At 32.3% G+C, this 23035-nt stretch carries 21 protein-coding genes; 20 read left to right on the top strand and 1 reads right to left on the bottom strand.

Features of this window, described 5'->3' with window-relative positions; translation table 11 throughout:
* From KJA15_03340 to KJA15_03285, 12 genes are all read left to right on the top strand, one after another.
* Nucleotides 1-291: a hypothetical protein gene (locus KJA15_03340; GenBank protein ID MBZ9572338.1), complete on the top strand. Its 291-nt coding sequence runs from the start codon at nt 1-3 to the stop codon at nt 289-291.
* A 16-nt stretch (nt 292-307) separates the two neighbouring features.
* On the top strand, nt 308-613 hold the full coding sequence (locus KJA15_03335) for a hypothetical protein (GenBank protein MBZ9572337.1): 306 nt from the start codon (nt 308-310) through the stop codon (nt 611-613).
* 1 nt (nt 614) lies between these two features.
* A complete protein-coding gene (gene recO, locus KJA15_03330) occupies nt 615-1337 on the top strand; it encodes a DNA repair protein RecO (GenBank protein ID MBZ9572336.1) in 723 nt (240 codons plus the stop codon).
* Nucleotides 1338-1377: 40 nt separating this feature from the next.
* Complete coding sequence (locus KJA15_03325; GenBank protein MBZ9572335.1) at nt 1378-3024, top strand: hypothetical protein; 1647 nt, start codon at nt 1378-1380, stop codon at nt 3022-3024.
* Between the two features lie 15 nt (nt 3025-3039).
* Nucleotides 3040-4368, top strand: coding sequence for a glycine--tRNA ligase (locus tag KJA15_03320; GenBank protein ID MBZ9572334.1), 1329 nt, complete (start codon nt 3040-3042; stop codon nt 4366-4368).
* Between the two features lies 1 nt (nt 4369).
* Entirely contained in the window at nt 4370-5056 is a 687-nt protein-coding gene (pyrH, locus tag KJA15_03315; protein ID MBZ9572333.1) for a UMP kinase, read from the top strand.
* Between the two features lie 122 nt (nt 5057-5178).
* Entirely contained in the window at nt 5179-6444 is a 1266-nt protein-coding gene (locus KJA15_03310) for an insulinase family protein (protein ID MBZ9572332.1), read from the top strand.
* Nucleotides 6441-7460, top strand: coding sequence for an AI-2E family transporter (locus KJA15_03305; GenBank protein MBZ9572331.1), 1020 nt, complete (start codon nt 6441-6443; stop codon nt 7458-7460). The genes KJA15_03310 and KJA15_03305 overlap by 4 nt, the downstream gene beginning before the upstream one ends.
* 15 nt (nt 7461-7475) lie before the next feature.
* Nucleotides 7476-8150 carry a 16S rRNA (cytidine(1402)-2'-O)-methyltransferase gene (gene rsmI / locus KJA15_03300; GenBank protein ID MBZ9572330.1) on the top strand — a complete coding sequence of 225 codons (675 nt, stop codon included), beginning with the start codon at nt 7476-7478 and terminating at the stop codon, nt 8148-8150.
* A gap of 9 nt (nt 8151-8159) precedes the next feature.
* A complete protein-coding gene (gene metG, locus KJA15_03295) occupies nt 8160-9653 on the top strand; it encodes a methionine--tRNA ligase (protein MBZ9572329.1) in 1494 nt (497 codons plus the stop codon).
* Nucleotides 9643-10527 (top strand): TatD family hydrolase, encoded by an 885-nt coding sequence (locus KJA15_03290; GenBank protein MBZ9572328.1) that lies wholly within the window; start codon nt 9643-9645, stop codon nt 10525-10527. Before metG ends, KJA15_03290 begins: the two co-directional genes overlap by 11 nt.
* 1 nt (nt 10528) lies before the next feature.
* Complete coding sequence (locus tag KJA15_03285; protein ID MBZ9572327.1) at nt 10529-11833, top strand: amidohydrolase; 1305 nt, start codon at nt 10529-10531, stop codon at nt 11831-11833.
* Nucleotides 11834-12050: 217 nt separating this feature from the next.
* Here KJA15_03285 and KJA15_03280 read toward each other — a convergent pair whose 3' ends face one another.
* Nucleotides 12051-13151 carry a hypothetical protein gene (locus KJA15_03280; protein ID MBZ9572326.1) on the bottom strand — a complete coding sequence of 367 codons (1101 nt, stop codon included), beginning with the start codon at nt 13149-13151 and terminating at the stop codon, nt 12051-12053.
* 89 nt (nt 13152-13240) lie between these two features.
* Between KJA15_03280 and idi the strand changes: the two genes are divergently transcribed.
* The 8 genes from idi (at nt 13241) to KJA15_03240 (ending at nt 23034) form a co-directional block, all read left to right on the top strand.
* Nucleotides 13241-13756 carry an isopentenyl-diphosphate Delta-isomerase gene (gene idi / locus KJA15_03275; protein MBZ9572325.1) on the top strand — a complete coding sequence of 172 codons (516 nt, stop codon included), beginning with the start codon at nt 13241-13243 and terminating at the stop codon, nt 13754-13756.
* A gap of 3 nt (nt 13757-13759) precedes the next feature.
* The gene (gene leuS, locus KJA15_03270) at nt 13760-16237 is read left to right on the top strand and encodes a leucine--tRNA ligase (GenBank protein MBZ9572324.1); all 2478 of its coding nucleotides are present in this window, start codon (nt 13760-13762) and stop codon (nt 16235-16237) included.
* Between the two features lie 144 nt (nt 16238-16381).
* Complete coding sequence (nagB, locus tag KJA15_03265; GenBank protein ID MBZ9572323.1) at nt 16382-17119, top strand: glucosamine-6-phosphate deaminase; 738 nt, start codon at nt 16382-16384, stop codon at nt 17117-17119.
* A 4-nt stretch (nt 17120-17123) separates the two neighbouring features.
* Nucleotides 17124-18767 (top strand): indolepyruvate ferredoxin oxidoreductase subunit alpha, encoded by a 1644-nt coding sequence (locus KJA15_03260; protein ID MBZ9572322.1) that lies wholly within the window; start codon nt 17124-17126, stop codon nt 18765-18767.
* Between the two features lie 7 nt (nt 18768-18774).
* Nucleotides 18775-19350 (top strand): 2-oxoacid:acceptor oxidoreductase family protein, encoded by a 576-nt coding sequence (locus tag KJA15_03255; protein MBZ9572321.1) that lies wholly within the window; start codon nt 18775-18777, stop codon nt 19348-19350.
* A 54-nt stretch (nt 19351-19404) separates the two neighbouring features.
* Nucleotides 19405-20343 (top strand): YvcK family protein, encoded by a 939-nt coding sequence (locus KJA15_03250; GenBank protein ID MBZ9572320.1) that lies wholly within the window; start codon nt 19405-19407, stop codon nt 20341-20343.
* A complete protein-coding gene (locus KJA15_03245) occupies nt 20340-21578 on the top strand; it encodes an NTP transferase domain-containing protein (GenBank protein MBZ9572319.1) in 1239 nt (412 codons plus the stop codon). Before KJA15_03250 ends, KJA15_03245 begins: the two co-directional genes overlap by 4 nt.
* Before the next feature lie 445 nt (nt 21579-22023).
* Nucleotides 22024-23034 (top strand): hypothetical protein, encoded by a 1011-nt coding sequence (locus KJA15_03240; protein MBZ9572318.1) that lies wholly within the window; start codon nt 22024-22026, stop codon nt 23032-23034.
* Nucleotide 23035: the final 1 nt, after the last annotated feature.

Here is a 23035-nt window from a genome sequence, read left to right as displayed (position 1 = left end):
ATGCCATTATTTAAAAAAGAACAACAAATTTCAAGAAAAGAATTTAGAGAGATTTTAAGAAAATCTAATCCTATTGTCCCTGGTACTAGTCGCAAGATGTTTGGCCTACCAGAAAGAGTTGAAATGGAAAAGAAATTATTCGGGAAAAAACTTGATGCGTTTACTTCTAAAGAAAAATATAAAAAACTCATTCGGGAAATTGGAAAGGCTAAATATAAAAAACATCCTGGCCCAGAGAGGGAAGTAATAAGTAAAAAAATGAGATTTTTAAAAAAATTAGGAGGAATATAAAAGTTAACAATATTTTATGAAGAAAAAACCAAAAGAAAATTTTTTTGGGAAAAGAGGATATCTTAGTAGAAGAAAATTTAGAGAAAGATTGAGAAGAGCTTCGCCTTTTATTCCCGGTTCTGGTGGCAAGCTATTTAGAAAAAAAGAAAGAGTGGCGATGGAAAAAGAAATTTTTAGGAAATACGGTCACTACATTGAGAAAAAAGAATACAAAAAAGCCCTTAAGGACTTAAAAGAGGCAAAGCAAAAGACAAAAACCTTTAATGAAAAGTTAAAGATTGATCGAAAAATTAGATTTTTGAAGAAACTAGGAGAAATTTAAAATGGCAATTCACTATCGGACCCAAGGTATTATTCTAAAAAAAGAAGATTTAAGAGAAGCTGATCGTGTTTTTACTTTCTTCACAAGGGATTTTGGTAAATTAGAACTTTTAGCTAGGGGAGAAAGGAAGATTAAATCAAAACTAAGAGCTGGTCTTGAACTTTTTTATTTAACAGATATTGAGTTTATTCAAGGGAAAACTTACAAAACCTTAACCGATACTTCCTTAATTGATAATTTTAAAAATATAAGAAAGAATTTAGAAAGATTAAAAATTGCTAACCTGATTGCTGAAATTCTAAACGATTTTTTAAAAGGTGAGGAAAAAGATGAAAATTTGTGGGAATTATTAAATGATATTTTTTTGAAGTTAAATAATCTGGTAAGTAAAAATCTTTTGTCACTGCTATATTATTATTTCTTTTGGAATTTTTTTTCTATTTTAGGATACGAACCCCAACTTTATAATTGCACTCTTTGTCAAAAAAAAATAAAGCCAGAAACTCTCTATTTTAGCCCAGAAGAAGGAGGAATAATTTGCCCCCATTGTTTTAAAAAGGAAAAAAAAATTAAAAAAATTGACTTAAATATTGTTAAAATTTTAAGACTAATTTTAAAAAAAGACTGGAATACTCTAAAAAGAATTAAAATTGAAAGACCTTTTAAAAAGGAATTAAAAGATGTTTCTGAAAATTACCTCTCTCTTATAAAATCGTCTTTTTAGTATTTTTCAATCTATTTGATATAATAAAATTGTAATTAAAATGAAAAGGAGATTCACTTTTTTTGTTGTAATTTTGGCTCTGGCTATTGGAATTGCCGGTTTTTGGTATTACCAAAAACAAATTTTCTCAAAAGAGGTTTTAAAATTGGAAATTTTGGGGCCAACAGAAATAGAATTAACTGATGAAGTTGAATATTTGGTGAAATATAAAAACAATGGTGATGTCAGATTAGAGGAAGCAAAACTTATTTTTGAATATCCAGAACATTCAATAGTGCCAGAAAACGGATTGAGGCAGGAAATATCCCTGGGTGATATTTATCCGGGAGAAGAAAAAATCCTCAATTTTAAAACCAGATTATTTGGAAGAGAAGATGAGGCTAAAATAGCTAAGGCCTGGTTGAGTTATCGGCCAAAGAATTTAAAAGCTCGTTATGAGTCAGAGACTTCCCTAACTACTTTAATAAAGGAGGTTCCTTTGACTTTCGAATTCGATCTTCCTTCAAAAATTTTGCCGGGAAAAGAAATTCGATTTAGGTTAAATTATTTTTCCAATCTAAATTATCCTCTTTCCGATTTATGGATAAAAATTGAATATCCTTTTGGTTTTGAATTTTTGGAATCCAAACCTCAGGGCTTAGAAAAAACCGAATGGGAAATTGGTCTTTTAAATAGAGCTGAGGGAGGAAGAATTGAAATTTTGGGTAAAATACAGGGAGAAATTGGAGAATTAAAAGTTTTTCGGGCTGAAATTGGTAGCTGGCGAGATGGAGAATTTGTTTTATTAAAAGAAGTTTTACGAGGAATAGAGATTGTTAAACCCTCTTTATATATTTTCCAGCAGATTAATAAAAACCCTCAATATATTGCTAATCCCGGAGACCTCTTGGATTATGAAATCTCTTTTAAAAATATTGGGGAGAGAACTTCCGAAAATTTATTACTAGTTGTTAAATTAGAAAGCGAAGCCTTAGATTACGATACCCTTAAGGTTGGATTTGGCCGATTTGAAAAAGAAGAAAAAACTATTGTTTGGGATTATACCAAAATTTCTGAACTCAAAAAATTATTACCAATGGAAGAAGGAAGAATTGAATTTTGGGTAAAAGTGAAAGATGACTTCCCTTTTATTCAAAATCCGGAAATTAAAAACTCGATTAGTTTAGACGGAATAGAGGAAAAGTTTGTGACTAAGATCAATTCGAAATTGGAGATTCTACAAAAAGGATATTTTCAAGATGAAATTTTTGGAAATTCAGGCCCTCTTCCTCCCAGAGTTGGAGAGACTACAACCTATACAATAATGTGGCAGGTTAAAAATTTTTACAATGGTTTAAAAAATGTCAAGGTCAGAGCAATTTTGCCAGATTGGGTAAGATTAACCGGGGAGATTTTTCCTGAAGAGACAAAAATTACCTTTGATTCTGAGTCAGGGGAAATGGTTTGGGAAGTTGGAGATTTGGAGGCTGGTCAGGGAGTTTCAGGCCCTGGACCAAATGTTGCCTTCCAGGTTGCCTTTACTCCAATTTCTGATCAAAAGGGTCAAATAGTAACTTTAATTAATGAAGCGAAAATTTCAGGCGAAGACCAGTGGACAGAATCAACATTAGAAACGAGAGCCGGAGCAGTGGATACCACTTTGCCAGATGATCCAACGGTAAGCGAGGAAAATGGTAAAGTGCAATAACATAAATTTGAAAATATGCAAGATTTAACGGCAAAAATTGTATCTTTAGCTAAAAGAAGAGGATTTATTTTTCCCTCTTCAGAAATTTACGGTGGCTTTGAATCAGGTTATGATTTTGGACCCTTAGGGGTTGAGATGAAGCAAAATCTTAAGCGAGCCTGGTGGTTGGAGATGATAAAAAATCATGAGAATGTTGTTGGCTTAGATGCAGCGATTTTGATGTCGCCTAAAGTCTGGCAGGCATCGGGGCACTTAACTGCTGGCTTTGCTGATACATTGATGGAATGTAAGAAGTGTCATAAAAGATTTAAAAAAGATGAGATAAAAAAGAGTGGTTGTCCAGAATGTGGGGGAGAATTAACCAAACCTAAAAAATTTAATTTAATGATGAAAGCCTTTGTTGGTCCGGTAGAAGAAGAAGCCGCAGCTACTTATTTAAGAGCTGAGACATGTCAGGGAATCTATATGAATTTCGAAAATGTCTTAAAATCAATGAGACTCAAGCTTCCTTTTGGTATTGCTCAGATTGGTAAAGCTTTTCGTAATGAAATTAATCCCAAAAATTTTATTTTTCGAACCCGGGAATTTGAACAAATGGAAATGCAATGGTTTTGTCATCCTAAAGAAGCTGATAGATGGTTTGAATTCTGGAAAAAGGAAAGAATAAAATGGTACAAAAACCTCGGGATTAAAAAAGAAAATTTGAGAGCTGAAGAGATTCCGGCTAAAGAAAGGGCTCATTATGCAAGAAGGCAGGTAGACCTTGAATATCGCTTTCCTTTTGGTTGGGGGGAGATTGAGGGAATTCACAACCGGGGAGATTGGGATTTATCAAATCACGCAAAATATTCAGGGGAAGATTTAAGATATTATGATGAGGAAACTAAAGAAAAATATTTCCCCCATATTGTTGAGACCTCGGTAGGGGTAGAGAGATCCCTCTTTGCTTTTTTATGCGATGCTTATCAAGAAATAAAAGGAGGAAGGACAAAAACAACAGAATCAACAAAGGAAATAGAAGTCTTATTAAAATTAGATAAAAAATTAGCTCCAATTAAAGTAGCAGTTTTACCTTTAGTTAGAAATAAACCAGAAATTGTTAAAAAAGCTAAAGAAGTTTATCAATTGTTAAAACCTCATTTTATTTGCCAATATGACGAACTTAACTCAATTGGCCGGCGTTATCGCCGCCAGGATGAGATAGGTACGCCTTTTGCCTTAACTATTGACTTTGAGACCTTAAAAAAACAAGATGTAACAATTAGAGATCGCGACACAATGAAACAAGAAAGAGTGAAAATTAAAGATTTAATTGAGGTCTTAAAAGAAAAATTGTCTCTTTAAAATGGAAAATAAAAACTGGATAATTTTTTCTTTAGGAGGTTCATTGGTTTTCCCTGATGAAATTGATGTAGTTTTTTTAAAAAGATTTAGAAAGTTTATTTTAAAATGGCTAAAGAGAGGAAAAAAATTTGTAATTTTTGTTGGGGGAGGAAAATTGGCAAGAAATTTTCAAAAAACTGCTAAAAAATTAAAGATTAAAAATAAAGATATTTTAGATTGGCTCGGAATTTATGCAACTTATTTAAATGCTTTTTTAATTAAATCTCTCTTTGATAAATTAGTTTCAGAAGACATTATCAAAGATCCGACTAAAAAAATAAGGAAAAATAAGAAAATAATTGTTGGGGGTGGTTGGAGGCCTGGCCGGTCTACAGATTATGACTCTGTAATTTTTGCCAAAAAAAACAAAATAAAAGAGATTATCAATTTGACAAATGTAGATTATGTTTACGATAAAGATCCGAAGAAATTCAAGGATGCAAAAGTTTTCTTTAATATTTCTTTTTCTGATTTCTCGAAAATAGGAAAGCAGAAATGGGAAGCTGGTTTAAATTTCCCCTTTGACCCTTTAGCCACAAGATTGGCTCAAAAAGAAAAAATGAGAGTAATTGTTGTTAATGGGAAAAATTTTAAAAATCTTGATAATTTACTGAGAGGAAAAAAGTTTAAGGGAACAATTATATTTTAATAAGTAGTCTGAGAACAACTTTTGAACTATTCAATCTCGTTTATTTTGACGAGATTTTTTATGTGCCGCGTCTGACGTGGCGCTTTTTATTCTAAAGATTTTAAACTATAATTAAATTAATCATGTTCAAAAAAGCTACATTTAAAAATGGCTTAAGGATTATTACTTTTCCAATGAAAAACACCCAGGCATTGACCCTTTTGGTTTTGGTCGGTACTGGCTCAAAATATGAAAAAAAAGAAATCAATGGAATTTCTCATTTATTAGAGCACATGGCCTTTAAGGGAACAAAAAAGAGGCCTAAAACCCAAGATATAGCCAAAGAGCTAGACATGGTCGGTGGTATCTTCAATGCCTTCACTGATAAAGAATTGATAGGATTTTGGGTAAAGGTTAATGCAACACATTTTAATTTAGCCACCGATGTCCTATCAGATATGATTTTTAACTCTTTATTTAAAGAAGGAGAAATTAAAAAGGGAAAAAGGGTAATCCTTGAAGAAATCAATATGATGAAAGATAATCCTTCAGGATATATTTTAGAACTGTGGGAAAAACTATTATATGGTGACCAGCCGGCTGGCTGGATGATTGCTGGGGAAAAAGAAACTCTAAAAAAAATTTCCAGAAAAGATATTTTAAGTTATTTTAAAAATCAATTTGCGCCAACTAATGTTGTTATTTCTTTGGCTGGAGATTTCAGAGAAAAAGAGGCTGTCTCAAAAATTAAACATTTTTTTGGAAAGTTTAAAAAAACAAAACCTTTTTCTAAAAAAACGACAATTGAACGCCAAAAAATACCTCAAGTTTTACTTAATTTTAAAAAAACTGACCAGACCCACCTTTGTCTAGGAGTGAGAACATATAATCTTTTTAGACCAGAAAGATATCTTCTGGCAGTAATTGCGGTTTTGTTAGGGGGGATTATGAGCTCTCGGCTTTTTATTCAGGTCCGGGAAAAAAGAGGTCTGGCCTATTATATTAGAACTTCCTCCAAACATTATACTGACACCGGTTATTTAGTAACCCATGCCGGAATAGATAACAAAAAAGTTAAAGACGCTATAAAAATTATTTTAAAAGAATATAAAAATCTTAAAACAAAAAAAATTTCTAAAGAAGAACTTAAAAAAGCTAAAGATAATATTAAGGGTCGTCTTTATTTAGGACTGGAAACTTCTGATGCCTGGGCCAGTTACCTTGGAGGGCAGGAAATTTTAAGAAGAAAAATTTTAACTCCTGAAAAAGAATGCGCTAAGATTGATAAAATTTCCCAAAATGATATTTTAAAAGTAGCAAAAGAAATCTTTCAACCTCAAAAATTAAATTTAGCTTTAATAGGGCCATTTAAGGAAAAAGAAAAATTTAAAAAAATACTAAAATTATGAATCAAGAAAAAATCTTAGATGTTTCCTGGGAAACAATTTTTAAAATCTCTCTTGCCATTATCTGCCTTTACCTTCTCTATTTGCTCAAAAATATTTTAGTTTGGTTTCTTTTCGCTATAATAATTTCAGTTTTATTTGAACCTCTGATTGATTTTTTACAAAAACGAAGAATTCCTAGATTAATTTCGGTTGTCCTTATCTATTTTATTGTCTTTGGCCTGATTTCCCTTTTAATTTATTTAACCTTTCCTTTATTTGCTTCTGAAATTCAAGAATTCTCAAAAAACTTACCTCAATATTTTGAAAAAATTTCTCCGCCCCTGAAAGCACTTGGCCTTCAGGCCTTTGAGAGTATCGAAGAGTTTATGAGTTTATTAAGCAAAAGTTTGGAGCAAATGGCAGCCACTATTTTTAATGCCATAGCTGCCATTTTTGGAGGAATTCTGGCCACCTTTTCCATTTTTTCTATTTCCCTTTTTCTTTCTTTAGAAGAAAAACCAATTGAGAGAACTTTAAGTCTCGTTTTTCCAAAAAAATATGAAGCTTTCTTATTAGATCTCTGGTCAAGATGTAGAATTAGAGTTTCAGGTTGGTTTTTATCAAGGGTTTTGGGTTGTCTTTTTGTTGGCCTTCTTTCTTATTTTTCTTTTTTGCTCTTTAATACAAAATATCCCTTTTCGTTGGCGCTCCTATCTGGCACTCTTAACTTCCTCCCAATAATAGGCCCGGTTATAACTGGAATTATTATTTTTATAATAGTTGTCTTAGAGAATTTTTGGCGAGCAGTTTTTGTCTTAATTACTTTTATTTTAATCCAGCAGATTGAAAACAATATTCTCTTGCCAGTTTTGACAAAAAAAATTGTGGGCTTACCACCTGTTGTAGTCTTATTAGCCTTAACAGTCGGAGGGATTTTATGGGGATTTTGGGGGGCAATTTTAGCCATTCCTTTTTTCGGGATTTTATTTGAATTTTTAAAAGAGTTTTTAGAAAAAAGAAGAACCTCAATCCTTTAGGATTTTTAAATGGCTATTTTATATGTCGTTGCGACCCCAATTGGGAATTTAGAGGATTTTTCATTTCGTGCCCTCCGAATTTTAAAGGAGGTCGATTTAATTTTGGCTGAAGATACAAGAGTGACTAAGAAATTATTAGATTATTACAATGTAAAAACTAAAACTCTAAGTTATCATGAGCATAGCCGTTTAAAAAAAGTAAATTATATTTTAGAACTTTTAAAAAAGGGCAAAATTTTAGCCTTGGTTACAGATAGCGGAACTCCGGGAATTTCTGACCCAGGAAATAAATTGATAGAAAAAGTGGTGGATGAGTTGAATGATCAAGTAAAAATAGTTCCTATACCTGGCCCTTCAGCAGTTATTTCTGCAGCCTCAGCTTCTGGATTTCCGATGGGTAAGTTTTTATTTTTTGGTTTTCCTCCAAAAAAGAGGAAAAGAAAAAAGTTTTTTAAAGAAGTGATAGAATCAAAATACCCAGTAGTTTTTTATGAATCACCTTATCGGATTTTGAAAACTTTAAATGAATTGAAAGGCATGAATCATGAATTAAGAATAGTTGTAGCTAGAGAATTAACAAAAAAATTTGAGACAATTTATAGAGGAAAAATTAATGAGGTAATAAAAGAAATTGAGAAAGGTAAAATCAAAGGTGAGTTTGTTATAGCTGTAAATAGGTCAATAAAATAAGATATATCAATGGAAAAATTTTATTTTTCGAAGAAAAACAAAGTTCTTGAGTCAAAGACGAAAGGTTTTTATATTACAACTAGTATAGTTTATACTAATACTCCTCCCCATATAGGGTTTGCCTTAGAGTCTATTCAGGCCGATGTTTTGGCCAGATACCATCGACTTTTGGGCAAAGACGTTTATTTTTTAACTGGAACAGATGAGCATGGGGCAAAGGTTGCCAGGGCCGCAGAGGAAGAAAGGAAAAATCCAAAAGAATTTGTAGATGAAATTTCAAAAAAAGTTAGAGCCTTAAAAGAAATTTTAAATTTATCTAATAATGATTTTATAAGGACTACTGATAAAAGAAGACATTGGCCGGCAGTTGAAAAAGTTTGGCTAAAACTAAAAGAGAATGGTGATATTTATAAAAAGAAATATAGAGGACTCTATTGTTTAGGTTGTGAGGCATTTATAACAAAAAAAGATTCAAGGAATGGAAAATGTGTTATCCACCAGAAAAAGCCGGAGATAATCGAAGAGGAGAATTATTTTTTTAGACTTTCAAAATATTCAAAAGAAATTAAAAAACTAATTGAAAAAAACAAAATTAAAATAATCCCGAAAAGCCGAAAAAATGAAATTTTAAATTTCATTAAACAGGGGTTAGGAGATATTAGTTTTTCTCGATTAAGAAAGAATTTAAAATGGGGAATTCCAGTTCCAGATGACGAAAACCAGACTATATATGTCTGGAGCGATGCTCTGGCAAATTATATTTCTGCCCTTGGTTATGCTAAAAACGGGAAGAAAATGAAAAAATATTGGCCCACTGACATCCATTTTATCGGGAAAGATATTTTAAAATTCCATTGTGTAATTTGGCCAGGAATGCTTTTATCTTTAAAATTACCATTGCCTAAAACTATTTTTGTGCACGGCTTTATTACTTCTGGTGGTCAAAAAATGTCAAAGAGTTTAAGAAATGTTATTGACCCTTTTGAATTAGTTAAAAAATATGGAACAGATGCTGTTCGTTATTTTCTTTTAAGGGAAATTCCTCCTACTGAGGACGGAGATTTTACCTACGAAAAATTTAAAAAGAGATATAACTCAGATTTAGCGGCTGGGCTTGGGAATTTGGTGGCTAGAGTAATAACTTTGGCGAAAAAGCAAAAATTAAAAGTAAAAAATGGAATTCAAAACCAAGAATTTAAAAAAATTATTGATGTCACTTGGAAAAAATATAGAAAAGATTTAAATGACTTTAAATTTAATGAAGTCCTAATTTCAATTTGGAATTTAATTAGTTTTTGCGATAAATATATCGAGAAAAAGCGCCCCTGGGAGTTGTTAAAAAGTCAAAAAATAAAGCCTATACTAAATAATTTATTATTTACCCTATCCAATATTGCTCAAATGCTTCAGCCTTTTTTACCAGAAACATCAGGAAAAATATTTAAACAAATTAAAGAAAAAGAGGCCGAAACTTTATTTCCGAAAATAAAAAATGTTAATTGATACCCATGCCCATTTAAATTTCACCGCTTTTGATAAAGACAGAGAAGGAGTTATAAAAAGATGCTTGAAACACAATTCCTGGATAATAAACATTGGGACAAATTATCAAACAAGTAAAAAAGCCCTGGAGATTGCCGAGAGATATAAAAAAGGAATCTATGCTGCTATTGGGCTTCATCCAATAAATTTAGATACTGGCCTAATAAAATTAAAAGTTGACCCCGCAGAATTTTCAGAGAAAACTCACGGGGCAAGTGAAAGAGAGGGGGTTCATTTTGAAAAAGAATTTGATTATGAAAAATACAAGGAATTAGTAAAGTCACCTAAAGTAATTGCCATTGGCGAAATTGGCTTGGATTATTATTGGAAACCCAAAACTACTAGAAAAAAAGAGTTATTTTTTCAAAAACAAAAAGACTTACTTTTAAAACAATTGCAGCTAGCAAAAGAATTTAACTTGCCAGTAATTTTTCATTGCCGAATGGCCCACCATGATTTAATAGAAATCTTAATCAATCAGGACCGCGATTTCTACGATCGTAGAAATCGCGGTCAGGTCTCGGGAGTGGTTCATTGTTTTACCGGAAATTGGAAACAGGCTCAAAAATTTTTAGAAATAGGACTTTACCTTGGTTTTAATGGAATAATTTTTAAATTAGATCTCGATGAAATAATTAAAAAAACTCCTTTAGAGAAAATTTTGATTGAAACCGACTGTCCTTATCTTTCGCCTCCTCAATTTAAAGATCAAAGAAATGAACCTTTATATGTGAAATATATTGCCCAAGAAATTGCCAAAATAAAAAATATAAATTTTAAAAAAGTAGCTAAGATAACAACCAAAAATGCTAAAGAATTATTTAAAATAAATTAAAGTGAGCCTTTTAATCAAAAATATTATTTTAAAAGGAAAAAAACAGGATATTTATATTGAGGGAAAAAAAATCAAAAAGATTGGCAAAAATTTGAATTTTAAGGCAAAAGACTACAACCCACCCACCGCATCCTCCCGTTCCTCGCTTTGCTCGGAACGGGCCTCTATAATTGATGGAAAAGGAGAAAAGGCGGTAATTCCTGGTTTAATTAATTGTCATACTCATGCTGCTATGACTCTTTTTCGGGGATATGGTGATGATTTGCCTTTAAAAGATTGGTTGGAAAAGAAAATCTGGCCTTTGGAAAAAAAACTGAATGAAGAAGACATTTATTGGGGAACAAAATTAGCCTGCCTCGAGATGATAAAAACCGGAACAACTTTTTTTAATGATATGTATTGGTATTCAGAAGTAGTAATTGAGGCCACAAAAGAAATAGGTATAAGAGCAGTGGTTGGTCCCTTAATTATCGATTTTGATGAAAGAGGAAGTTTGAAAAACTTTGAAAGAATATATCGAAATTTTAAGTCAGAAAAATCAGATTTAATTAAATTGGCTGTTACCCCCCATTCAATTTATACTGTTTCTAAAGAAAATTTAATTTGGGTAAAAAATTTTGCTAAAAAAAATAATCTAATTTTACATATCCATCTTTCAGAAACTGAAAAAGAAATAAAAGATTGTTTGAAAAAATATCATCTAAGGCCAGTTGAATATTTGGAAAAAATTGGCTTTTTAGGAAAAAATTGTGTTTTAGTCCATTCAGTTTGGTTAAACGATAAAGAGATTGAAATTTTAAAAAAGAGAAAATGTAGTGTCGTTTATAACCCTTGTTCTAATTTAAAATTGGCAGTAGGTCAAATTTTCCCTTATAAAAAATTTAAAGAAAATAAAGTCAATGTTTGTTTGGGAACAGATGGACCAGCCTCAAATAATAGTTTGGATATGTTTTTAGAAATGAAAACTGCTAGTCTTTTGCAGAAGCACCAAGAAAAAAATCCGACAGTTTTGCCGGCAAAAGAGGTAATAAAAATAGCGACTCAAAATGGAGCAAAAGCTTTAAAAATAAATACTGGAAAAATTAAAGAAGGGAAGTTAGCTGACCTTATTTTAATTGATTTGAATCAAGTTAGTTTGAAGCCAGGTCACAATTTTATTTCAGATATTGTTTATTCCGCCTCTGGAAATTGTGTCTCTGATATGATTTGCAATGGAAAAGCAATTATGAGGGAAAGAAAAATCGAAAGAGAAAAAGAAATTATTAAAAAAGCAACCAAAAGGGCCAAAGAATTGATAGAACGTTGACAAAATTTTTAAAATTTGATAAAGAAAAATATAAGGAGGAACTACAAAATGGGTAAGGGAGAACGCGATCATTATTGGGTGCTTGCAGGACCTCAGGCTGTAGGACATCAAACTCAGATTAAGGTCCGATGCATAAAATGCAGGCAGAAGGGATTAGCACACCTTATATAGCTCTTTAAATGTCTATTTTTAAAAAAGCCAGCTTAGCTGGCATTTTTTATTGAAAACACTTCCAATATTTTTTAAGAATTTCTTTTAATTCCTTAACTACTTCTTTCGTTTCCTCTAGTTTTGAATCTTTTAGTGGAACTAATTTTTCTTTTGGCTCTTTTAATTTAATATCTATATCCAATAGACCGGTAATTATTGCTGTCCAGGCCAATGGCAAAATTTCTTGATTGTAGCCAGAGGCAATAAGATCAATTTCTTTTCCTTGGCAGACTGTATCAGCTAATTTTCTAACATTTTCTCCAATCATTTTAAATCCGGCTAAAGTTAAACCAAGATTTGTTAGTCCATCGTCAAAATAAGGATCAGAGCCACCATTTCTGATTATTATCTCTGGCTTAAATTCTTCAGTTATTGGGAAAACTATTTTTTCAAAAACATATTGATAGGCAGAATCTCCAGCCTCAGGGGGTAGAGGAATATTTATTGTAAGACCTTCTCCTTTTTCTTGACCTGTTTCATGTATAAAACCTGTTCCAGGATATAAAGTTCTTGGATCTTGGTGTAAATCAATAAATAAAACCTGATTTTCTTCATAAAAGGCCTCTGAGGTTCCGTTGCCAGCATGGGCATCAGTATCTAAGATTAAAATTTTCTTTAAACCCTGATTAAGTAAATTTTTGGCACAAATGGCAATGTCGTTATAAATACAAAATCCTTCTCCTCTTTCTCTTTTGGCATGATGTAAACCACCGCCAATAGCTATTGCCTTTTTAAATTTTCCTTGAAGAACCAATTCTCCAGCCAATAAAGAAGTGCCGACAATAATTCTGGCTGCCCCTTCAATTCCTCTTGGTAAATAACCAGTTAGAGGGTCTAAATTATCAATAGTGGCATACTGAAAAATATTTGGAAAAATAACTCCCTTTGAAGCCTTAATCATTACTTCAATATATTTTTGGCCATGGAATAGTTTTAAGCCTTTTTCAGTAGCTGAATTTGGCTTAATTTCTTCAAAATAATCTCTAAACCTTGGTAGTTTCTTTTTTAGAAAATTGACAAAAATCTCAAATCTTTCCCCCAAAAAAGGGTGAGCTTTGCCAAAATTATAATCTTTAACTTTTGGATTATAAACTAAGGCAGTTTTCATTCATTTATTATAACGCCTTAAGCGCGATATATCGAGCGAAGCTCGCTATAACATTATTTTGAAACTGATTTTTATGTTAAAATATTAATATGCCAAGAGAAAAAGTAATTCTTGTTGATGAAAAAGACAGAGAGATTGGGTTTGAGGAAAAATTGAAGGCCCATCAGAAAGGGGGAAAATTGCACAGATGCGTTTCCATATTTATTTTTAACTCAAAAGGAGAATTATTAATTCAAAAAAGAGCTGAAAAAAAATATCATTCCGGTGATCTTTGGACTAATACTTGCTGTGGTCATCCCAAACCAGGGGAAATATTAAAAGAAGCTGCCCAGAGAAGATTAAAAGAAGAGATGGGCCTTGATTCTAATTTAAAAGAAAAGTTTAGTTTTATTTATAAGGCTGAATTTGAAAATGGGCTTTGTGAATGGGAATTTGACCACATATTTTTTGGAAAATCTGACCAAAAGCCAAAGCCGGCAGAAGAAGAGGTAAGTGAATGGAAATGGATTGATATTGAAAAATTAAAAAAAGATATAAAAGAAAATCCAAAAAAATATACATTCTGGTTTAAAATTGCTCTAAAAAGAGTTTCAAAATATACTTAGAAAATGGCATATAATTCGCACAAAATTGAAAAGAAATGGCGGAGAATCTGGAAAAAATTTGGAATTTTTAAGGCCATTGATTTTTCAAAAAAATCAAAATTTTATTGTCTTGATATGTTTCCTTACCCTTCGGCTGAAGGTTTGCATGTTGGCCACCCCCGAGGTTATGTTGCTACTGACATTATCTCTCATTTGATGAGAAGAAAAGGCTTTAATGTTTTGCATCCGATGGGTTGGGATGCTTTTGGTTTGCCAACCGAAAACTATGCCATAAAAACTGGAGTTCACCCGGTAATTTCAACTGAAAGGAATATCAAAAAGATTAAAAAACAAATCCAGTTAATTGACCTTTCTTATGATTGGTCAAGAGAGATAAATACAACTGATCCTCAATATTACAAATGGACTCAATGGATTTTTCTTTTACTTTATAAAATGGGTTTAGCTTATGAGGCAGTTTTACCAATCAACTGGTGTCCTTCCTGTAAGACAGGTTTGGCCAATGAAGAAGTTATTGAAGGGAGATGTGAAAGGTGTGGCGCTGAGGTAACAAAAAAAGAACTCAGGCAATGGGTTTTAAAAATTACTGCCTATGCCGAAAGGTTATTGGAAGATTTAGATTTACTTGATTGGCCAGAAGAGATAAAGGAAATGCAAAGAAATTGGATAGGAAAATCAGAAGGCTGGGAGATCGAATTTAAAATAGTAACAAGCGCCAAGCAACCAGTAACAAACATTAAGGTTTTTACAACTCGGACTGATACTCTTTCGGGTTGTACTTATTTGGTATTGGCACCAGAGCACCCAATAATTTCAAACCTCAAAGATCAAATTTTAAATTTCCAATCAATTAAAAAATATATTGAAAAAGCAAGGAAAAAAACCGAAAGAGAGAGAATTTCAGAAATAAAAGCAAAAACCGGAATAGAAATTTTGGGAATAAAAGCAATTAATCCGGTAAATGGAAGGGAAATTTCTATTTTTGTAGCCGACTATGCTCTAATCCATTACGGAACCGGTGCCATTATGGCTGTTCCTGCTCATGATCAAAGAGATTTTGACTTTGCCAGAAAATACAATTTACCAGTAATTGAGGTGATTAAACCTTCTTTTAAAAAGAAAGAATTACCAAAAAGAGCGCCAATAGTTGTTTCTGATGGAAGATTTGAAAAGGCTTTTGAGGGAGAAGGAATTTTAATTAATTCTGGTCGTTTTAATGGAATGAAATCTGAGATAGCCAAAGAAAGAATTGGTCAATTTTTAGCTAAAAAAGATTTAGCTAAAAAAGCTATCCATTATAAACTTAGAGATTGGATTTTTTCCCGTCAGAGATATTGGGGAGAGCCCATCCCAATAGTTAATTGTAAATCATGCGGAATTGTTCCTTTAAAAGAAAAAGATTTACCCTTGAAACTCCCGAAAGTTAAAAAATATCAACCAACTGGAACTGGAGAGTCGCCTTTAGCTGCCATTAAAAAATGGGTTAATACCAAATGTCCAAAATGCAAAGGTCCAGCCAAAAGAGAAACAAATACCATGCCTCAATGGGCCGGTTCTTGTTGGTATTTTTTAAGATATGTTGATTCAGAAAATAAAAAGAAGATTTTTGATAGAAAAAAAGTGAATTATTGGTTGCCAGTAGATTTATATGTTGGGGGAGCTGAGCATGCTGTTTTGCATTTACTTTATGCCAGATTCTGGACAAAAGTTTTATATGATGCTGGTTTAATAAAATTTAAAGAGCCCTTTTTAAAATTAAGAAATCAGGGTTTGATTTTGGCTCCTGATGGTCAAAAAATGTCAAAATCAAGAGGTAATGTAATTTCCCCTGATGAATTTTTAGAGAAATATGGTGCCGACACTTTTAGATTATATGAAATGTTTATGGGGCCTTTTAAAGAAGCAATTAGCTGGAATATTAAAGGGATAATTGGGATAAGAAGATTTTTAGAAAGAGTTTGGAAATTAGTTGAAAACCAAAAATCAATTGTCTTGGCTAAAGAGGATAAAGAATTGGAAAAATTAATTCACAAAACAATCAAGAAAGTAACCGAGGACATTGAGAATTTCAGATTTAATACAGCAATTTCTAGCTTAATGATTTTGGTAAATAATCTCCAAGGGAAAAATTATGGCATTTGGCATTTAAAATCTTTGTTTTTACTTTTAGCCCCTTTTGCTCCTCACATAACTGAGGAAATTTGGCAGAAACTTAACCCTAAACCCTATACCCTAAACGTTAGCATTCATAACCAACCCTGGCCAAAGTATGATCCAAAATTAGTTAAAGAAAAGATTGTCACCTTAGTTATCCAGGTTAATGGTAAAGTTAGAGATAAAGTCAAAGTTGGAGCCGATATATCTGAAAAAAAAGCAAAGAAATTAGCAATTTCCCGTGAAAAAATCAAAAAATGGATAAAAGGCAAAAAAATTAAAAAGGTCGTATTTGTCCCCGGAAAATTAATTAACATAGTAGTTTAAAGAGGAAAAATGAAAAATGTTTAAAATTGGATTTTAAAACACAAAACAACTAGAGGCGGTGGCCTTGCCACCGCCTCTTTTCTTTTTTTGAAACAAATGATAGTATAAAAAGTAATTTTGTTAAATGAAAGATAATATAATTTTATGAAAATAATTATTAAAAAAACTTACGAAGATTTAAGTAAAGAAGCTGCTAAGATAATTAGCGAAGGGATACGAAAAAAGCCAAACCTTGTTTTAGGATTAGCTACTGGAAGCACTCCGCTCGGTACTTATCAGGAACTAATTCGGATGCATAAAGAAGAGGGGTTAGATTTCTCAAAGATAATTACTTTTAACTTAGACGAATATCTTGGTTTATCAAGAGATCATAAGCAAAGCTATAGTTTTTATTTATATGAAAATCTTCTTAATCACATTAATATTAATCCTCAAAATATATATCCTGTAGAGGGAAAACCAAAAGATGTTAAGATTTTCTGTCAAGAATATGAACAGAAAATTCAGAAGATGGGAGGAATTGACCTTCAAATTTTAGGTATAGGTTCAGATGGCCATATTGGTTTTAATGAACCCGGAACTTTGCTTACCTCGAGAACTCATTTGGCCAAGCTGGCAGAATCGACTATTAAAGATAACTCTAGATTTTTTGAGCGAGAAGAAGATGTACCAAGGTTTGCTATGACTATGGGGTTAGGCACGATTTTTGAAACAAAGATGATTCTTCTTTTGGCTTCAGGTCCAAAGAAAGCTGAAGCCTGCGCAAGATTTATTGAAGAGCCAATCACTCCTCAAGTCCCTGCTTCAATTTTGCAAAGACATCCAAATACTGTTATCATTTTAGATATAGAAGCTGCTTCAAAATTAAAAACAAAATATTAATTTTATGATTGATCTTCTTTCAAAAAAAATCGGTAAAAAAATAATTGTTTTGGGTAACGAAGGAATTATTAGGGGAGCCCTGGAATCAGGGGTTAATTTTGTTTCTACTTACCCAGGCACACCAGCCTCAGAAATCGGAAACGTCTTTTCCAAAATTGCCAAAAAAGCTGGGGTCTACTTTGAATTTTCAACTAATGAAAAAGTGGCTTTGGAGGCAGGAACTGGAGCCAGCTTTTCTGGTTTAAAAACCCTGGTTTCTATGAAGCATTTTGGATTAAATGTTGCTTCAGATGCTCTAATGCCTCTTTGTTATATTGGAACTAAAGGAGAAATGGTTATTTCAGTTGCCGATGATCCAAATTGTTGGAGCTCTGCTCAGTCAGAAGAAAGTTCAAGGGCTTACTCCTATTTAGCTCATATTCCGACCCTGGAGCCTTCTGATGCCCAAGAATGTAAAGACTTTACAAAGCTGGCCTTTAAAATCTCAAAGAAATTTAAAATTCCAGTGATGATTAGAACAACTACCAGAGCAAGTCATCAGAAATCTCCGATTTTATTAGGAAAAATTCCCAAAATTAAAAAAATCAAAGGAAAATTCATTAAAAATCCAAAAAGATTTTCAACCATGCCTCCAAGAGTTTTGGAAATGAAAAAGGAACTTTTGGCAAAAATTAAAAAAATAAAAGAATTTTCCGAGAAATCCAAAATAAACTTTATTATGCGAGGCTTAGCCTCGCACAATTTTGCTGGCATTGTTACTTCAGGAGTTTCTTATTTATATGTAAGGGAGGCCCTAGAAGAACTAAATTTAAATTTACCAGTTTTGAAATTAGGATTTTTTTATCCTTTACCAGAAAGAAAAATTAAAAAATTTATTAAAAATTTAAAAAAGGTTTTAATTGTTGAAGAATTAGAAGGATATTTGGAAAAAGAAATTTTAGCCTTGGCCAAAGATACAAATCCAAAACTTAGGGTTTTTGGCAAGAATTTAATTTCTGAGGTAGGGGAGTTGCATCCTGAAGATGTAATTTTAGCCCTGGCAAAATTTACTGGCAGAAAAACTAAGGCTTTAAAAACCCCTTTGGTTTCTAAAAAGAGATTGCCTCGGCTCTGCCCAGGTTGTCCTTATTGGTTAGTTCTCTCAGCTGTTAAAAAAGTGGTCAATCCCAAAAAAGTAATTTTTGGGGGTGGTATTGGCTGTTATATGCTCTTTCGCCATCCGCCAATTAAAATGCAAGATTATTTATCTTGTATGGGATCTTCTATAGGAATTGCTCATGGGATTAAAAAGGCAACCAATCAAAAATTGATTGCTTTTGTCGGCGATTCTAGTTTTTTCCATGCTGGAATTCCAGCTTTGATTAATACAGTCTTTAATAAATCTAACCCCCTGATTATAATTTTAGATAATCGAACAACAGCAATGACTGGTCATCAACCTCATCCCGGAGTTGGTAAGACTGGAATGGGCGAGAAAACTCGGGCAATAAAGATTGAGGAAATCGTTCAAGCCTGTGGAGTTAAAAATTTTAAAGTTATTGATCCAATAAATCAGAAAGAATTCGAAAAAACAGTTAAAGATTTCTTAAATAAAAAAGAGGCCTCAGTAATTATTGCTAAAAGGCCTTGTAAATTTTTTAAAGAATAAACTCAATATGAAAAAACAATTTAATCTTGTCATTGTTGGAGTAGGTGGTCAGGGAGTGCTTACTCTTTTGGAGACTATTGCCCAGGCCTCTCTAATGGAAGGTCATGATATTAAAACTTCTGAACTTCATGGGCTTTCCCAAAGAGGGGGTTCGGTGGAAGTCCATGCTAGATTTGGTAAAAAGATTTTTTCTCCCTTGGTCAGACAGGGAAATGCTGATTTAATAATTTCCTTGGAAGCTCAAGAGGCCTTAAGGGCTTGTTCTTTCGCTTCAAAAGAAAGTATTTTTTTAGTTAATGATTTTTTAGTATCGATTCCTGGTCAAGTTTCTCCCAAAATTAAGGAAATTTCAAAAATTCTTAAAAAATTTTCAAAAAAAATAATTTTAATCCCTGCCTCAGATATCTGCCAAAAAGAAATTGGGAAGGCTGTTACTGCTGGAATTTTTCTTTTAAGCTATGCCAGTTTCAAAAATTTAATACCGCTAAAATCTGATTCACTTTTAAAGGCCATCAAAAAAGTAATTCCCAAAAAATATTTAGATTTAAATATAAGAACTTTTCGCCTCGCTCAAGAACCTTGATTTCTCGCTTCACTCGAAATTAAAAACCTTTAATTTAGCTAAGTTATTTAAGGTATGAAAAAAATTGTTTGTCTTGGTGGAGGAAATGCCATGCCAAAGGCAGTCTTACAATGGCTTAAAAAATGTCCGGTTAAAATATCGGCAATTTGTGCAATGTTAGATTCTGGAGGTTCATCCGGTAGATTGAGAAAAGATTATAAGATTTTATCTCCAGGTGATATCCGGAGGTCATTTTTCGCCCTTGCTAATACTTCTCCAATAATCCAAAACCTTTTTAATTACCGTTTTCAAGTAGGTGAATTAAAAGGTCATAATTTTGCCAATCTCTTAATTACTGCCTTAGAACTTACCACCAAAGATTATGAAAAAACCATTAAAGAGATAAAAAAGCTTTTAAGAATTCCCCACCAGGTTTTGCCTGTCACCCTCGATAAGGCAAACCTTTATGCTGTTTTAGAAAATGGAAAAATAATTTCAGGTGAGACAAATATTGATAGACCCAAACATAATGGAAATTTAAAAATTAAAAAAGTTTATTTAAAACCAAAAGTTAAAGCCTACCCTAAGGCTAAAGAGGCAATAGATAAAGCTGATTTAATAGTTATAGGGCCAGGTGATTTATATTCTACCCTTTCTCAAATTTTATTAACTCAGGGAATACCAGGAGCCATCAAAAAAAGTAAAGCCAAAAAAGTTTATCTCTGCAATTTGATGACAAAGCATGGTGAAACTAATAACTTTACTGTTTTAGATTTTACAAATAAAATCGAAAAATATATTGGATGTGAATTAAATTATGTAATTTATAATAATTTTTTTCCTCCCAAAAGAAAAGTAGAAAATTACAAAAAAAAGCACCCTGAATTATTAGAATTAGTTAGAATTAATAAAAATCTCCCAAAAGGGAAATTCATTGGCAAAAATTTATTATTAAAAAAGGGGCCGATTGAACACGATTCTAAAAAAGTAGTCAAAATATTAATAAATCTATGAAGGCTATAATTTTAGCTGCCGGCTTATCTTCAAGACTCTGGCCATTAAATTATTGTCACAAAAGCCTTATTAAAATAATGGGAAAGCCTTTGATTTGGTACACTTTAGATAGTTTAAAAAAGACAGGAATTAAAGAGGTAATAATTGTTCAAAATTTAAGAAAAGACGTGGAAAAGGAATTGGGAAATCAGAAATTTCCAGGATTGAAAATAAAATATCTAATCCAAAAAAAACCAAGAGGAATGGGAAATGCGGTATTTCAGGCAAGAAAATTTCTCAAAGGCCCATTTTTTGTTTTGAATGCAGAAAGAATTGATGCCGGAGAATTAATTAAATTGGCTATTAAAAAAAAGCAAAAGACAAGATGTCAAGGTGTGTTGATTGGTCAAAAAACTGAAATCCCAGAGCTTTATGGAATAATGAAACTTAAAGGAGATAAAGTTTTAAAAATTGTTGAGAAGCCGAAAAAAGGGAAAGAACCTTCTAACATTAAAGTAATTGGTATTTATTTATTAACGCCTAAATTTTTTGAAATTTATCAGAAAGTAAAAAAGGAACACTATGATTTCGAAAAAGCCCTCTCTGTTTACATGAAAAAAAATGATGTCAGAGCTACCCTGTTTAAAAAAGAAAAAAAGGATACTCCCTCTTTAAAATATCCTTGGCATTTGTTTGAAATCTGTAAATACTTATTCAAAAAACATTTAAATTCAAAAATAAGCAAAACCGCCAAGATTTCAAAAAAAGCAACTATTCAAGGTAAAGTTTTTATTGGAGGTTATACAAAAATTTTTGAGGGAGTAACAATTAAAGGACCCTGTTATATTGGCAGAAATTGTATTATTGGAAATAATACTTTAATTCGAGAATATACTAATGTAGAAGATAATGTCTTAATTGGGGCAATGGCTGAGATTACCAGATCTGTTTTTCAAGAAGATTGTCATGCTCATTCAGGTTATTTTGGCGATTCAATTTTTGGTAGAGATTGTAAGATTGGAGCAGGAACAATTTGTGCCAATATTAGGATTGATAGGGGTGAGATAATGGTAAAAGTTAAAAGAAAAAAGATTCCTACTGGACTTAATTCTTTGGGGGTAATTGTTGGGAAAAATACAAAAATGGGAATAAATGTTTCTTTAATGCCTGGAGTTTTAATAGGATCTGATTGCCAAATCGGTCCTGTTTCTTTAGTATCTGAGAACATCAAAGACAATACCATTTTTTTCACATAAGATGTAAAAAGGATAAAAAATTAATATTTTATCCAAAATCTTCTCCCTAGGGGAGAATTTATTTTTGGAAAATTGACTTTTCCACTTGACTCAATAATTTAATTTGCTAAAATTAAAGTATCGGTGGAGAATTCACCGACTATAGCTATGCATGGATGCATGCGCTGAAGCGAAGGAAGAAGGGAAAAGACGACTTGACTGAAAAAAAGATGAGGAATGATGGACGACTGAAGATAGCGTTGACAAAAGAAGGGGCAAAAGAGAACTTTGATTTATTTACACCAGAACTCAAGAGACAAGTGTTAGCAGAGCTAACTGAGTCCGACAGGATTGAACTACTCTCACGGCATTAAGAGAGACAAAAGAACAAACCAACCCCCCCCTTTTTTCTCTTTCAAAAAAATAGTTCTTTTCAAATTCATCTTTATTAGAGATAAGGCGTTAAATGAATTGGTTTAACGCCTATTTTTTTGCTAAAATTAATCTAATGAAAGACAAAAGCAAAAATTATGTAATTGGCATAGATGGGGGAGGGACAAAAACAGAAGCTGCTTTAGCCGATTTAACTGGAAAAATTTTAAGATTAGCAAAAACTGGTCCTTCTAGTTTTATAAAGGTAGGGGTTAAAGAGACTGTTTTTAATATTACTAAGGCGATTGAGAAACTTCTGAGAAAAAATAAAAGAGATAAAATTTTCTCAACCTTCATTGGCTTAGCGGCTATGGAAGAAAATAAAGAAATGAGAGGAGTTATAATGAAGAGTCTTTTAAGGCAGCCGCAGATTTCCAGAATTTTTCAAGGCAAAGTCACAATCGGAAGCGACCAACTCAGTGGCTTCAGAAGCGGAACTGATAAAAAAGATGGGGTTGTTTTAATCTCTGGTACGGGTTCTGCCGCTCACGGATGGCGAAAAGAAAAAGAAGCTCACGCAGGTGGCTGGGGGTGGTTAAATGATGAAGGTTCAGCTTTTTGGGTAGGCCAGAAAGCTTATCAGGCAGTTCTAAAAGACTTGGATGGTCGTGGACCAAAAACCTTGATGAGCCATTTATTTTTAAAAAAATTTAAGGCTAAAAAAGCTGGGGATTTAAAAAGAAAAATTTTTCTTAGGAGTAATCTTATAGAAACAGTTGCCTCTTTAGCTTTACTAGTTGATAAAATTGTTCAAAAAAAGGATAAAACTGCTCAAAGTTTATTTATTGAGGCTGGTGATGAATTGTTTTTAGCAGCTAAAACAGTTATTCAAGATCTCAACTTTCAGAAAAAGCGATTCCCTCTGGTTTTAATCGGAGGCATGTTTAAATCAGAACTTATTTTAGAAACGGTTACGTCTCGAATTAAAAAATTTGCTCCTGAAGTAAAATTTATTCGCCCAAAAGTTGAACCAGTAATAGGGGCAATAAAATTGGCTATTGAAAATTTACCCAGTAGAGCAACTTCGACTTTCTCCTCCCAATAAT

The organism is Patescibacteria group bacterium (assembly GCA_020148145.1).
Taxonomy (GTDB): domain Bacteria; phylum Patescibacteriota; class Minisyncoccia; order Minisyncoccales; family JAHCRE01; genus JAHCRE01.
This window is presented reverse-complemented; position numbering and strand designations above follow the sequence as displayed.

Excerpts from the sequence above, each read along its gene's own strand:
- KJA15_03340 (MBZ9572338.1), top strand. The coding sequence starts at position 1 with ATGCCATTATTTAAAAAAGAACAACAAATTTCAAGAAAAGAATTTAGA.
- KJA15_03335 (MBZ9572337.1), top strand. The coding sequence starts at position 308 with ATGAAGAAAAAACCAAAAGAAAATTTTTTTGGGAAAAGAGGATATCTT.
- recO (MBZ9572336.1), top strand. The coding sequence starts at position 615 with ATGGCAATTCACTATCGGACCCAAGGTATTATTCTAAAAAAAGAAGAT.
- KJA15_03325 (MBZ9572335.1), top strand. The coding sequence starts at position 1,378 with ATGAAAAGGAGATTCACTTTTTTTGTTGTAATTTTGGCTCTGGCTATT.
- KJA15_03320 (MBZ9572334.1), top strand. The coding sequence starts at position 3,040 with ATGCAAGATTTAACGGCAAAAATTGTATCTTTAGCTAAAAGAAGAGGA.
- pyrH (MBZ9572333.1), top strand. The coding sequence starts at position 4,370 with ATGGAAAATAAAAACTGGATAATTTTTTCTTTAGGAGGTTCATTGGTT.
- KJA15_03310 (MBZ9572332.1), top strand. The coding sequence starts at position 5,179 with ATGTTCAAAAAAGCTACATTTAAAAATGGCTTAAGGATTATTACTTTT.
- KJA15_03305 (MBZ9572331.1), top strand. The coding sequence starts at position 6,441 with ATGAATCAAGAAAAAATCTTAGATGTTTCCTGGGAAACAATTTTTAAA.
- metG (MBZ9572329.1), top strand. The coding sequence starts at position 8,160 with ATGGAAAAATTTTATTTTTCGAAGAAAAACAAAGTTCTTGAGTCAAAG.
- KJA15_03290 (MBZ9572328.1), top strand. The coding sequence starts at position 9,643 with ATGTTAATTGATACCCATGCCCATTTAAATTTCACCGCTTTTGATAAA.
- KJA15_03280 (MBZ9572326.1), bottom strand. The coding sequence starts at position 13,151 with ATGAAAACTGCCTTAGTTTATAATCCAAAAGTTAAAGATTATAATTTT.
- idi (MBZ9572325.1), top strand. The coding sequence starts at position 13,241 with ATGCCAAGAGAAAAAGTAATTCTTGTTGATGAAAAAGACAGAGAGATT.
- leuS (MBZ9572324.1), top strand. The coding sequence starts at position 13,760 with ATGGCATATAATTCGCACAAAATTGAAAAGAAATGGCGGAGAATCTGG.
- nagB (MBZ9572323.1), top strand. The coding sequence starts at position 16,382 with ATGAAAATAATTATTAAAAAAACTTACGAAGATTTAAGTAAAGAAGCT.
- KJA15_03260 (MBZ9572322.1), top strand. The coding sequence starts at position 17,124 with ATGATTGATCTTCTTTCAAAAAAAATCGGTAAAAAAATAATTGTTTTG.
- KJA15_03255 (MBZ9572321.1), top strand. The coding sequence starts at position 18,775 with ATGAAAAAACAATTTAATCTTGTCATTGTTGGAGTAGGTGGTCAGGGA.
- KJA15_03250 (MBZ9572320.1), top strand. The coding sequence starts at position 19,405 with ATGAAAAAAATTGTTTGTCTTGGTGGAGGAAATGCCATGCCAAAGGCA.
- KJA15_03245 (MBZ9572319.1), top strand. The coding sequence starts at position 20,340 with ATGAAGGCTATAATTTTAGCTGCCGGCTTATCTTCAAGACTCTGGCCA.
- KJA15_03240 (MBZ9572318.1), top strand. The coding sequence starts at position 22,024 with ATGAATTGGTTTAACGCCTATTTTTTTGCTAAAATTAATCTAATGAAA.